At 72.8% G+C, this 12,601-nt stretch carries 11 protein-coding genes; 6 read left to right on the plus strand and 5 right to left on the minus strand.

The features are described 5' to 3' along the window. Positions 1-149: 149 nt before the first annotated feature. A complete protein-coding gene (locus ACWCO8_RS12245; RefSeq protein WP_451032179.1) occupies positions 150-1,799 on the plus strand; it encodes a protein kinase domain-containing protein in 1,650 nt (549 codons plus the stop codon). 219 nt (positions 1,800-2,018) lie between these two features. On the opposite strand, the gene ACWCO8_RS12250 is transcribed toward ACWCO8_RS12245, so the two are convergent. Then, entirely contained in the window at positions 2,019-2,585 is a 567-nt protein-coding gene (locus tag ACWCO8_RS12250; RefSeq protein ID WP_451032180.1) for a hypothetical protein, read from the minus strand. Positions 2,586-2,733: 148 nt separating this feature from the next. Here ACWCO8_RS12250 and ACWCO8_RS12255 point away from each other — a divergent pair, with 148 nt between their 5' ends. The 5 genes from ACWCO8_RS12255 to ACWCO8_RS12275 all read left to right on the plus strand — a co-directional run bounded on the left by ACWCO8_RS12255 (position 2,734) and on the right by ACWCO8_RS12275 (position 8,078). Next, positions 2,734-2,877 (plus strand): hypothetical protein, encoded by a 144-nt coding sequence (locus tag ACWCO8_RS12255; RefSeq protein WP_362005522.1) that lies wholly within the window; start codon positions 2,734-2,736, stop codon positions 2,875-2,877. A 106-nt stretch (positions 2,878-2,983) separates the two neighbouring features. Beyond that, the gene (locus ACWCO8_RS12260; protein WP_451032181.1) at positions 2,984-3,613 is read left to right on the plus strand and encodes a PadR family transcriptional regulator; all 630 of its coding nucleotides are present in this window, start codon (positions 2,984-2,986) and stop codon (positions 3,611-3,613) included. Between the two features lie 183 nt (positions 3,614-3,796). Beyond that, positions 3,797-4,531: an ABC transporter ATP-binding protein gene (locus tag ACWCO8_RS12265; RefSeq protein WP_362005518.1), complete on the plus strand. Its 735-nt coding sequence runs from the start codon at positions 3,797-3,799 to the stop codon at positions 4,529-4,531. Next, positions 4,528-7,392, plus strand: a complete 2,865-nt coding sequence (locus ACWCO8_RS12270) for an FtsX-like permease family protein (RefSeq protein WP_451032182.1) — start codon at positions 4,528-4,530, stop codon at positions 7,390-7,392. Before ACWCO8_RS12265 ends, ACWCO8_RS12270 begins: the two co-directional genes overlap by 4 nt. A gap of 140 nt (positions 7,393-7,532) precedes the next feature. Beyond that, the gene (locus ACWCO8_RS12275) at positions 7,533-8,078 is read left to right on the plus strand and encodes a bacterial proteasome activator family protein (protein WP_392090844.1); all 546 of its coding nucleotides are present in this window, start codon (positions 7,533-7,535) and stop codon (positions 8,076-8,078) included. A 123-nt stretch (positions 8,079-8,201) separates the two neighbouring features. Here ACWCO8_RS12275 and ACWCO8_RS12280 read toward each other — a convergent pair whose 3' ends face one another. The 4 genes from ACWCO8_RS12280 to ACWCO8_RS12295 are packed head-to-tail and all read right to left on the minus strand — an operon-like array spanning position 8,202 to position 12,573. After that, positions 8,202-9,191: an NAD(P)H-quinone oxidoreductase gene (locus ACWCO8_RS12280; RefSeq protein WP_451032183.1), complete on the minus strand. Its 990-nt coding sequence runs from the start codon at positions 9,189-9,191 to the stop codon at positions 8,202-8,204. 10 nt (positions 9,192-9,201) lie between these two features. Then, positions 9,202-10,260: a potassium channel family protein gene (locus ACWCO8_RS12285; RefSeq protein ID WP_451032400.1), complete on the minus strand. Its 1,059-nt coding sequence runs from the start codon at positions 10,258-10,260 to the stop codon at positions 9,202-9,204. 4 nt (positions 10,261-10,264) lie between these two features. After that, positions 10,265-11,650 (minus strand): molybdopterin molybdotransferase MoeA, encoded by a 1,386-nt coding sequence (locus tag ACWCO8_RS12290; RefSeq protein ID WP_451032184.1) that lies wholly within the window; start codon positions 11,648-11,650, stop codon positions 10,265-10,267. Continuing rightward, a complete protein-coding gene (locus ACWCO8_RS12295) occupies positions 11,647-12,573 on the minus strand; it encodes a DUF6457 domain-containing protein (protein ID WP_451032185.1) in 927 nt (308 codons plus the stop codon). Before ACWCO8_RS12295 ends, ACWCO8_RS12290 begins: the two co-directional genes overlap by 4 nt. Between the last annotated feature and the right edge of the window lie 28 nt (positions 12,574-12,601).

Consider the following 12,601-nt stretch of genomic DNA (forward strand, 5'->3'; position numbering starts at 1 on the left):
ATTCCGGCCGGTTCGTGTAACGCTTCCGAGACGCTTCTTGCGCGGAGGGTCACGGAACGGGCACCCGGCTTGACGTGTCGGTGCCCTCGGGCAGACTTGGCCGGGAAATTAACGATCAGCGCCGCCACGCGCGCGTAGGGGGAGCACGAATGAGCCAGGACGGCGCCCAGGGCCGCTATGCGGGCGGTTCGGTCGCGAACGGCCGGTACCAGCTTCGCGACCTGCTCGGCGAGGGCGGCATGGCCTCCGTCTACCTCGCGTACGACAGCGCACTCGACCGGCAGGTCGCCATCAAGACCCTGCACACCGAACTCGGCCGGGAACAGTCGTTCCGCGAGCGGTTCCGGCGCGAGGCGCAGGCGGTCGCGAAGCTTTCGCACACGAACATCGTCTCGGTCTTCGACACCGGCGAGGACACCCTCGACGGCTCGGTCATGCCGTACATCGTCATGGAGTACGTCGAGGGCCAGCCGCTCGGCTCGGTCCTCGCCTCCGACGTACGGCAGTTCGGCGCGATGCCCGCCGACAAGGCCCTCAAGGTGACGGCGGACGTCCTCGCCGCCCTGGACACCAGCCACGAGATGGGCCTGGTCCACCGGGACATCAAGCCCGGCAACGTGATGATGACCAAGCGCGGCGTGGTCAAGGTGATGGACTTCGGCATCGCGCGCGCCATGCAGTCCGGTGTCACCTCGATGACGCAGACGGGCATGGTCGTCGGCACGCCGCAGTACCTCTCCCCCGAGCAGGCCCTGGGCCGCGCGGTGGACGCCCGCTCCGACCTGTACTCGGTCGGCATCATGCTGTTCCAGCTGCTCACGGGCCGTCTGCCGTTCGACGCGGACTCGCCGCTGGCCATCGCGTACGCGCATGTCCAGGAGGAGCCGGTCGCCCCGTCGTCCATCAACCGCTCGGTGACCCCGGCGATGGACGCGCTCGTCGCCCGCGCGCTGAAGAAGAACCCGAACGAGCGTTTCCCGAGTGCGGCCGCGATGCAGGACGAGTGCCTGCGGGTGCTCTCGGCGGGGCAGACGAGCGCGCCGGTGATCGTGGCGGGCGGTCCGGTCAGCAGCGGCGCGGGCGTCGGCTCGGCGGTCTTCCCGCCGGTCGGCCAGACGCCGCCGCCGTCGACGCACGGGGTCCAGTACCCGTACCAGCAGCCCACGCCGGCGCCCCAGCCCGGTCCGTACGGTCCGCCGACGCCGGCGCCCGCGCCCTCCTACGGGTACCCGCAGCAGGCGCCGACCCCGCCGCCGGCCCCGGCGTACCAGACGCCCGCCCCCGGCCCGTACACGATGTCGCCGCAGCCCCCGGTCTCCGGCGGCGCCACCTCCGTCTCCGGTACCTCCGGCGGGTCGCAGCGGAGCACGCCGATGATCGTGGGCGCGGCCGTCGCCGCGCTGCTGGTCATCGGCGGTGTCATCACCGTGATCAACCTCAACAAGGACGACGCGAACGAAGGCGCGGGTGGCGACCCGAGCCAGAGCCAGTCGATCGCGCCGGGGCACAAGGGCCCTGACCTGACGAAGACCATCGACGTGAAGAAGTGCACCGAGCCGAGGGAGTCGAGCGACGACCCGGAGAAGTTCGAGATCCCGGACTTCACGTACAAGAACATTCAGTCGGTCAAGGACTGCATCCAGGCCGCCGGGTGGAAGCTGACGAAGCAGACCCCGGTGGACGAGGCGACGTACGGCGAGGGCACGGTGCTCAGCCAGTACCCGCCGGCGGGTGGGGACGCGTCGAAGAGCGACGCCGAGTTCACCCTGGAGATCTCCACGGGGAACCCGGGGCAGTAGGCCGGGTTCGTGGTCCGGGTTCGTAGCCCGGGTTCGTCGTCCGGGTTCGTCGTCCGGGTTCGTAGCCCGGGCTCGTAGCCCGGGTTGGTGGTACGGGTTCGTCGTCCGTTTGTTCGTGGAGTGATCCGCGGGTCATCCGCGCGCGGGCGCCCGGATGCCGGAATTGTCCCGTCATGTGACGCTGAGTTGGATACCTCGGCGGCTCGGTACGGGAGGGGGTCACCCGGTGATTCCAGGACTCCGCGGCACGCGGACGCGGGCACTGCGGTGGCGGGCGCTCGGCCCTGTGATGGCGTGCTGGCTGCTGGTCGGCGCCGTCCCGGTGGCGTACGGGTACGAGCGACCCGGGCCCGCTCCGGCGGGCTCGGCTTCGGCGGGCTCGGCTTCGGCGGGTTCGGCGGCCGGCTCTGCTGGTTCGGCAGCCGGCTCGGCCGGCTCGGCGGCGGCCTCTGCGGGTTCGGCACATGCGACGGCCGCGCCCAGGACTGCCGGGCCGTCGAAGCCGGCGAAGTCCGCGAAGTCCACCGCGCCGGCCACGCCCTCCCGCTCCCCGGCCGGCACCGCGACCCCCTCCGCCCCGACGGGGCGGCCCACACCTGGGGCCTCCCGCCCGCCCGCCGCACCCCCGGCTTCGGCGTCTCCGTCCGCGTCGGCCTCCGCGGCACCCGGGCCCACCCCGTCCGGCTCATGGGCCGGGCGGCCCGCCGGGGAGGGCCGCCCGCGGCCCGGCCGGCCCCCCGCCAAGCCGAAGCCGAGCGCCACGGACGGATCCGGCGACGCGGCCACCGACCCGTCCGCGGACCCCTCTCGTACCAAATCCGAAACAGCCGAGGAGCCCCCGGAGGAGCCGCCCGAGGAGACGGACGCCGCGGACGAGGGCCTCGAACCGGTACCGGAGACGGACCCCGCGGGTTCCGTTTCGCCGCCCGCGACCGTGCCCGCCGCCGCGCCCCGGCTCGGCAACCAGACCGCCCCCACCGCCTCCGACCGGCAGATTCCTGTGGTCACCCTGGGCGCCGGGCTCGCGCTGATGGGGCTCGGGATCGGATTCCTCGGCCTCCGGATGCGGCGCCGCTGAGAGGCCCGGTCCCCCGCGGGACCCCGCGTGTCCCCCTTGAGACGGACGCGGAAGCTCCGTCTCAGGTCGCTTGTCCGCGTCGGCATACCCGGTATACATACTGAGTATGTCGATCCGCCACGGGCTTCTCGCCCTCCTCGAACGCGGGCCTCGCTACGGCTCGCAGCTCCGTACGGAGTTCGAGTCCCGCACGGGCTCCACCTGGCCGCTCAACGTCGGCCAGGTCTACACGACCCTGAACCGTCTCGAACGGGACGGCATGGTCGCCCAGGACGGCGAGGACGAGGCCGGCCACGCGCTCTACGCGATCACCGACGGCGGTCGTGAAGAGCTGCGGAAGTGGTTCGAGAAGCCGGTGGACCGCACCAGCCCGGCCCGCGACGAGCTCGCCATCAAGCTCGCCATGGCCGTCGGAGCGCCCGGGGTCGACATCCGGGCCGTCATCCAGTCGCAGCGCCGGCACACCGTGAAGGCGATGCAGGACTACACCCGGCTCAAGGCGCAGGCGCTCACCGCGCTGGAGACGGGCGAGTCCCGTGAACGGGACGACGTGGCCTGGCTCCTCGTCCTGGAGCAGCTCATCTTCCAGACCGAGGCCGAGGCCCGCTGGCTGGACCACTGCGAGGCCCGGCTGATCCGGCTCTCGACGTCCGCCGTCGGCGCGGGGGACCCCCGGCCTCCCGAGGCGGCCGCACCGGCCGCCGACGACACGCACCACCCGGCGCGGCTGCGCTGACCCCACGGCCACCCGGCCCCCGGTCCCGCACCACCCGGCGCCGTACCGCACGATCCGCGACGCCTGTCCCGCACCTCCGGCGCCGCACCCGCACCACACCACCCAGAACCTTCTGGCACCACCTCTCCATCCGCTCCGTACGCGACGCCGCACCGCGTCCGTACGCCCAAGGGGGACCCCTCCATGTCCAGTGCGCAGCCCGTGCTGCAACTCCAGAACCTGACCCGCGTCCACGGCTCCGGCGCCACCGAGGTGCACGCCCTGCGCGGCATCGACCTGGCCGTCTACCCGGGTGAACTCGTCGCCGTCATGGGCCCGTCCGGCTCCGGCAAGTCGACCCTGCTCACCATCGCGGGCGGCCTCGACAACCCCACCTCCGGCAAGGTGATCGTCGAGAACACCGACATCACCACCGCCGACCGCAAGGCCCTCGCGGCCCTGCGCCGCCGCAGCATCGGGTACGTCTTCCAGGACTACAACCTCATCCCGGCGCTCACCGCCGCCGAGAACGTCGCCCTGCCCCGCGAACTGGACGGTGTCGCCGCCCGCAAGGCCCGCGTCGAGGCGCTGGCCGCGCTGGAGGAGATGGACCTCGGCCACCTCGCCGACCGCTTCCCCGACGAGATGTCCGGCGGCCAGCAGCAGCGCGTGGCCATCGCCCGTGCCCTCGTCGGCGACCGGCGCCTGGTCCTCGCGGACGAGCCCACCGGCGCCCTGGACTCCGAGACCGGCGAGTCCGTCCTCGCCCTGCTGCGCTCGCGCTGCGACGCCGGGGCCGCGGGCGTCCTGGTCACCCACGAGCCGCGGTTCGCCGCCTGGGCCGACCGGGTCGTCTTCCTGCGCGACGGCGCCGTCGTCGACCAGACCGTGCGCAGCGAGGCCGACTCGCTCCTCTCCGGCCAGGCGGCCGAACGGTGAACAAGTGGCTCCACTCCTGGCGCGCCGCGATCCGCATCGCGCGCCGTGACGCCTGGCGCTCCAAGGGACGCAGCTTCCTCGTCCTCGCGATGATCGCCCTGCCCATCCTCGGCGTCAGCGCCGCCGACCTGACCCTGCGCAGCTCGGAACTCTCCACCGAGGAGAGCCTGAACCGGAAGATAGGCGCCGCTGACGCGCGCTTCTCCGACGCCCAGGTCAACGGTGTGCCGATCTTCCAGGACCCGAACGGCGACACGAACGTGCCGGCCAAGGACTACGGCGACCAGGCCTGGCCGACCGGTCCGACCGATGTCACCAAGACCTTCCCGGCCGGCTCCACGGTCCTGACCGACAGCTCCGGCAGCGCCAAGCTGACCACCGCCCATGGGCTGCTCCAGAGCGAGGTCCGTGAGCTGAAGGCCGGCGACCCGCTCGCTCGCGGCATCATGGCCCTCCAGGACGGCCGCTTCCCGGAGAAGGCCGACGAGGTCGCCGCGACCACGCACTTCCTGGAGACCAGCGGGCTGAGCATCGGCTCCACGCTCTCCGCCCGCGGTGACACCCGTACCTTCCGGATCGTGGGCTCGTACGAGCTCCCCAACGATCTGAAGGCCGACCAGATCAACGCCCTGCCGGGCGCGTTCCTCGACGCGTACGCCAAGGTCGTCGCGGCGAGCGGGCTGGACACGGGCAGCGCCTCCGTCACCTATCTGGTGAAGGCTCCCGGTGGTTTCACGTGGAACACCGTCCAGCAGATCAACACCAAGGGCGTCGCCGTCGTCTCGCGCGCGGTGCTCCTCGACCCGCCCGCCAAGGCCGATGTCCCGCTCTACCAGAAGGAGGGCTGGGGCACCTTCGAGGACAGCGCGGCCGCCCAGGCCGCCGAGCTCGCCGCGGCGGGCACGGTCGTCGGCCTCGCGATGCTGGAGATCTGCCTCCTTGCCGGGCCCGCGTTCGCCGTGGGCGCCCGCCGCTCGCGCCGTCAGCTCGGGCTCGTCGGTGCCAACGGCGGCGACCGTCACCACATCCGCGCGATCGTGCTGAGCGGCGGTCTCGTCATCGGCGTCGCGGCTGCCGTCCTCGGTACGGTTCTCGCGCTCATCCTGACGTTCGCGCTGCAGCCGTTCCTCGAAACCGCCATGAACCAGCGGTTCGGCTCCTTCGACGTGCGTCCGCTGGAGCTGCTCGGCATCGCGTTCATCGCCGTGCTGACCGGCCTGATGGCCGCGATCGTCCCGGCCGTGACCGCGTCCCGGCAGACCGTCCTCGCCTCGCTCACCGGGCGTCGCGGTGTCCGCCGCGGCAGCCGCGTCCTGCCGCTCATCGGTCTGGGCGCCCTGCTCCTGGGCGGCACGATCGCGCTCTACGGCTCGGTGATCTCCGACCAGTTCATCGTCGTCGCGGGCGGCAGCGCCCTCGCCGAGCTGGGCGTGGTCGCCATGACCCCGGCCCTGGTGGGGCTCTTCGGCCGCACCGGCCGCTGGCTGCCGCTCTCGCCGCGCCTCGCCCTGCGGGACGCGGTGCGCAACCGGGGCCGTACGGCACCCGCCGTCGCCGCCGTGCTCGCCGCGGTCGCCGGAACGGTCGCCATCTCCACCTACGCGGCCAGCCGCGAGGCCCAGGACGCGGCCGGCTACGAGGCGAAGCTGCCGCACGGCGCGGTCTCCGCGCTCGTGATGGAGGAGGGCGGCCGTGACGTTCCGCAGGTGCGGGACGCCATCCAGCGGCTGATGCCGGTCGACACCCGCGCCGACGTCCAGCGCATCGTGGTCGGCAAGCCAGGCTGTGCCCCGTACAGCGAGGCCCCGGGCTGCGGCCGCTTCGAGCTGGTGATCCCGAAGGCCAACGAGTGTCCGCTGTGGGCCTCCGAGGACGGCTCGGACCCCTCCGAGAAGTTCACCAAGGAGCAGCGCCGCAAGCTCGCCGAGGACTGGCGCTGCACGGAGAACAGCGGCGGTGACCTGCCCGGCGGCGCCTACGTCGAGGGTGGCCTGGTGGTCGGTGACGCCTCGCTCCTGAAGATCCTCGGGATCACGGACGCGGGCGCGCAGAAGGCCCTCGCCGAGGGGAAGATCGTCTCCTTCGCCAAGGCGCCGATCGACAAGGGCGACAAGATCGGCATCAGGGTGATCGCCGACAACAAGAAGGCGAACCAGGCCGATCAGGAGCGCAAGCCGCTCCCCGGCGAGATCAAGAGCCTCCCCGCCCACCTGGTGACCGGGCAGAACGCCTACGGCGTGCGGGCGCTCATCAGCCCCGAAGCCGCCAAGGCCGCCGGCTTCACCGCGCTGCCGTTCGGCTCGGTCTTCTCCACCGACGCGATGCCCAGCGCCGAGCAGCGTCAGAAGCTCGACGGGGAGCTCGCCAAGATCGGCAGCGATGTCGCTCTCCACGTGGAGGAAGGATTCGTCAGCAACACGAGCATCGTGCTCCTCGCGCTGACCGTCTTCGCCGGACTCGTCACCATCGGCGCGGCCGGTATCGCCACCGGCCTCGCGCAGGCCGACGCCGAGGCCGATCTGAAGACGCTGTCCGCCGTCGGCGCGCCCCCGCGGGTCCGCCGCACGCTCAGCGGCTTCCAGTGCGGGGTGGTCGCCGCGATGGGCGTGATCCTCGGGTCGGCGGCCGGTGTGCTGCCGGCGATGGGCCTGCGGCTCACCGAGGAACGCCAGGAGCTGCGCTTCTACCAGGAGTCGCTCGACCAGGGCTGGGGCGGCTCGCAGGACGTGCCGTACGTCCCGATCGTCGTCCCCTGGGAGACGCTCGGCGCGATGCTGATCCTGGTACCGCTGGGCGCCGCGCTCCTCGCGGCCCTGGTGACCCGCTCGCGTGGGGCCCTGGCCCGCCGCGAAGCCGCCTGATCGGTCCTTGATCGGTACCTGATCAGCCTCTGGACGGTCCGTGATCGGTCGTTGCCGTCCTGTGCCCCTGGAGAAGGGTGGATCACCCTCCTCCAGGGGCACACCGTGTGATGAGGCACGTGTGCGAGAGAATGGGCGGCATGGAGATGCCGAGGAATGAACGGTCGCAGGAGACTCCCCAGGTCCTCATCGTGGGACAGGACGGGATGGCACTCGGCGGCGCTCAGGGTGACGACGAATCCCGCGAGGTCCCGGTGACAGAAATGGTCGAGCAGCCTGCGAAGGTCATGCGCATCGGCAGCATGATCAAGCAGCTCCTGGAGGAAGTACGCGCGGCTCCCCTCGACGAGGCGAGCCGGGTCAGGCTCAAGGACATCCACGCGAGCTCCGTGAAGGAGCTGGAGGACGGGCTCGCGCCCGAACTGGTCGAGGAACTGGAGCGGCTCTCGCTGCCATTCACCGACGAGGCGATCCCCTCCGAGGCGGAACTGCGGATCGCGCAGGCCCAGTTGGTGGGCTGGCTCGAAGGACTCTTCCACGGGATCCAGACGGCGCTGTTCGCCCAGCAGATGGCCGCCCGCGCCCAACTGGAGCAGATGCGGCGTGCGCTGCCTCCGGGTGCGCCGGTCGACGATGACGACGACCACGGCCGGGGCCACGCCGTCCGGTCGGGGCCTTACTTGTAGGACTTCGAGGCCGCTAGGGCTCCGGGCCTGCTTGGAGTCGCTCCGGAGTCGCGTAAGGGCCCGGCACACCTCAGGGTGTGCCGGGCCCTTGCGCGTCTTCGGGCGGGCCTGGTGCGCGCGTCCTCAGGCCGTCCGGGGAGCCACGAGCAGGACCTTGCCGACGTGGGTGCCGGAGTCCAGGGCGCGATGCGCCTCCGCGGCGTCCGGCATCTCGACCGTACGGTCGACCACCGCGCGTACCGTGCCGGACTCGACCAGCGGCCAGACGTGCTCCCGCACCGCGGCGACGATGGCCGCCTTCTCGTGCAGCGGGCGGGCGCGCAGCGTCGTCGCCGTGATCGCGGCCCGCTTGGAGAGCAGCGCGGCGAGGTTCAACTCGCCCTTCACACCGCCCTGCAGACCGATGACGGCCAGCCGGCCGTTGACCGCGAGCGCGTTCACATTGCGCTCCAGATACTTCGCTCCGAGGATGTCCAGAATCACGTCCGCACCCGCGCCGTCCGTGGCCTTGCGGAGCTCCTCGACGAAGTCCTGCTCGCGGTAGTCGATCAGGATGTCCGCGCCCAGCTCGGCGCAGCCCGCGAGCTTCTCCGGACCGCCGGCCGTGACCGCGACCTTCGCGCCGACGGCCTTGGCGAGCTGGATCGCCATCGTGCCGATGCCGCTCGCCCCGCCGTGCACCAACAGCGTTTCGCCGGGCCGCAGATGGGCGACCATGAAGACGTTCGACCAGACCGTGCAGGTCACCTCGGGCAGCGCCGCCGCCGTCACCAGGTCCATGCCCTGCGGCACGGGCAGCAGTTGGCCGACGGGGACGACGACCTTCTCCGCGTATCCACCGCCGACGAGCAGCGCGCACACCTCCTGGCCGACCTTCCAGCCGGAGACCCCCGGGCCCAGCGCGGCGATCCGGCCCGAACACTCCAGGCCGGGGTACGGAGACGTGCCCGGCGGCGGGTCGTAGAAGCCCTGGCGCTGGAGCAGATCGGCACGGTTGACGGCGCTCGCCACCACCTCGACGAGGACCTCGCCCTCGGCGGGCACGGGATCGGGCACCTCGGCCCAGACGAGGGCCTCGGGGCCGCCGGGTTCCGGAATCGTGATCGCATGCATGGCGGCGAGGCTACTCGGACGGCGACGACAACGGGGTGACGGGAGCGGCGCGCACAATGGTGATCACACGGTCCGTCAACTGCAGCGGGCTGGCCGCCGGATCGTCGTATCCGAGCAGCCGGTGCCCGCGCAACACGCTGACCACCAGGTCTTCGGTCTCCCGCACGCTCTTGCCGGCCTCTGCCTTGGTGACCGGCCGCTCCACCAGATCGAGCCCCGAGCCCTGCTGGATCAGATCCTCCATCACCGCGCCGGCGCTGGGGCTCAGCACGGAGAGCCCGAGCAGGCGGCCGGCCGCGCTGGCGCTGGTGATCACGGCGTCCGCGCCGGACTGGCGCAGCAGCGGCGCGTTCTCCTCCTCGCGCACGGCGGCGACGATCTTCGCGCCCCGGTTGAGCTGCCGGGCGGTGAGCGCCACCAGGACGGCGGTGTCGTCGCGCTGGGTGGCGATGACGATCTGACGCGCCTTCTGCACCTCGGCGCGGAGCAGCACATCGCTGCGGGTCGCGTCACCGACCACTCCGACGAAGCCGTCCGCGTTCGCCGTCTCGATCACCTTGGTGGAGGGATCGACGATGACGATCTGTTCCTTCCGCAGGCCCGTCGCGCAGAGGGTCTGGATCGCCGAGCGACCCTTGGTACCGAATCCGACGACGACGGTGTGGTCACGCAAGGTGGACCTCCAGCGGTTCAGCCGCCACTCCTCCCGGGTCCGCTCCGTGAGGACCTCGAGAGTCGTGCCGACCAGGATGATCAGGAACAGCACGCGCAGTGGCGTGATCACCAGGATGTTGACGAGCCGCGCGGTATCGCTGTACGGGACGATGTCGCCGTATCCGGTGGTGGAGAGGGTGACGGTCGCGTAGTAGGCGCAGTCGAGGAAGTCGAGCGTCCCGTTGGCGTTGTCGTGGTAGCCGTCGCGGTCGATGTAGACGATGAGCGTGGTGAGGGCGAGCACGCCAAGCGCCATGAGCAGGCGCTTGGCCACCTGGCGTATGGGCTTCTCGACGACGCGGCGGGGCATCCGGATGCGGGTGGGGGCCGCCTTCTCGTCCGCGTCGCGCGCCATGACGTCACGGCTGGGAAGTTTCACGTGAAACACCCTCCTGCCGTGCGGTGGTGATGCTGGGGGCGGGTTCGGCGAGCGAGCCCGGCCAGGGGAGGTCGAGGATCTCCAGCGCGTCGCCGGGGCGCGCGCCGCCGGGCGGGACGACGGCCATCCCGTCCGCCGCCGCGATCCCCCGGAGCATCGCGGGCCCGTGGTACCGCAGCGGAACGATCCGGTCGTCGCGGTAGACGACCGGGACGAGCCGGGTGTCGTGGGGGTGGCCCTGCACCTCGTCCGCCATGGGGACGCTGTACGGCGCCGGGAGCGGGGTCCCCGCGAGGGCGCGGAGCAGCGGCTCGGCCAAGGTGAGCAGGCCCGAGACGGCGGCCAGCGGGTTCCCGGGCAGCCCGACGAGATGGCGGTCGGCGTCGAGGCGCGCGAGCAGCATCGGGTGACCGGGCCGGACCTTCACCCCGTCGACGAGCAGGGTCGCCCCGGCTTTGGCCAGCACGGGGTGGACGTGATCGACGGGGCCCGAGGCCGTGCCGCCCGTGGTGATCACCAGGTCGGCGGGGGAGCCGGTGACGGCCGCCGCGAGGGCGGCCTCGTCGTCGCCGATCCACCGGGTGGCCAGCGTCTCGGCGCCCAGCGCGGTCAGCCAGGGGCCGAGCATCGGGCCGAGGGCGTCCCGGATCAGCCCGTCGTGGGGGAGTCCCGCCGTCAGCAGCTCGTCGCCGAGGACGAGGACCTCCACGCGGGGGCGGGCCGGGGTCGGCAGCTCGTCGTACCCGGCGGCGGCCGCGAGGCCGAGGACGGCCGGGGTCACCCGGGTCCCGGCGGGCAGCAGCCGGTCACCGGCGCCGCACTCCTGGCCCCGGGGGCGGATGTCCTGACCGGGCACGACCTCGCGCCGGGCGTGCAGATGCCCGCTCGTGTCGGTGCGGGCGTGCTCGCTGCGGATGACCGCCGTGGTCTCGGGCGGTACGCGGGCCCCGGTGGCGATCCGTACGGCGGTGCCGTCGTCCAGCGGCGCGGCGGGGGCGTGGCCGGCGAGCACGGCTCCCTGGGCGCGGATCTCCCAGGGGCCGGGGCCCGCGACAGCCCAGCCGTCCATGGCCGAGGTGTCGAAGGAGGGCAGGTCGGTGAGCGCGAGGAGCGGCTCGGCGAGCACCCGGCCCAGGGCCTGGTCGAGCGGCGTACGGAGGGGTGGGCGCGCGGCACCCACGCTGGCCCCGGCGCGGGCGGCGACGGCGCGCGCGGCGGGCCAGGCGGTGGCGTGGTGGGGGTCGTCGGGGGTGGAGGTGGGGCCGGCGGCAGCGGCGGCGGGCCGGTGCTCGGTGCCGCGCTGCGAAGCGACGAGGGCGAGGACCTCATCGACTCCGTCGTCGTCGCCTTCGTCGTGGTGCGTCATCCGTCCGTGTCCCGCTCCGCTTCGGCGGCCCAGCGGTTGGCGAGGGCGGCGGCCTTGCGGGACGCCTCGGCGACGGCCTCCGGGCCGTCGGCGCCCTCGGCGGCCGCTTTCGCCGCCGCGTACCCGACCAGGAAGGTGGTCAGCGGCGCGGCGGGGCGGGCGACCCCGTGGGCGGCGTCCCGGGCCAGATCGAGCAGGACGCCGGTGTCGACGTCGATCTCGATGCCCAGTTCGGCCTTGACTGCGGTGATCCATTCGTCCAGCACGTTCCCATGCTCCCTGATCCTGGCCCGGGCCGCGGCGATGTCCTCCCAGGTGTCGCAGTCGAAGGAGGCGAGGGGGCCCGCGGTGACCCGGACGATCCGCAGTCCCTTGGTGAGCAGACGCAGCGGGAGCCCGGAGAGGCCGCCGTGCTCGGTGGCGAGGCGAGCGAGCTCGCGGCGGAGGACGTCGGTGCGGTAGACAGCGACGAGCGGCTGATCGCGTCCGTCGGCATCGACAAGGAGGGCGGCGTCGGGCGCGGGCGCAGCGGATTCGGGCGCGGCGGCTTCGGGTGCACCGGCCCCGGACGCGGCGGCCCCGGGCGCGGCGGTCAGGGCGTTCAGGAGCCGGAGGCCGGTCCCCTCGTCGAGGAACGGCAGGTCGGCGGAGAGGACGAGCACGGCGTCGGCCGCGACCTCGCGCACCCCGGCGTCGAGCGCGGCCAGCGGTCCCCCGCCGGGCGGCTCCTCCCTGGCCCACACCACGGGCCGCACGGTCGGCCGCCGATCTCCGACGACGACGGTGCGCCCGGCGCCCCGGCAGCCGGCGAGCACGCGGTCGAGCAGGGCCCGCCCGCCGACCCGCACGGCGGGCTTGTCCACGCCACCCAGCCGCTTGGCCGCCCCGCCCGCGAGCACGACGGCGTCATACAAGGTCGTCACCCCAGCAGTATGAGCCGCACCCGCCCCA

It is taken from the genome of Streptomyces sp. NPDC001927, assembly GCF_053594455.1.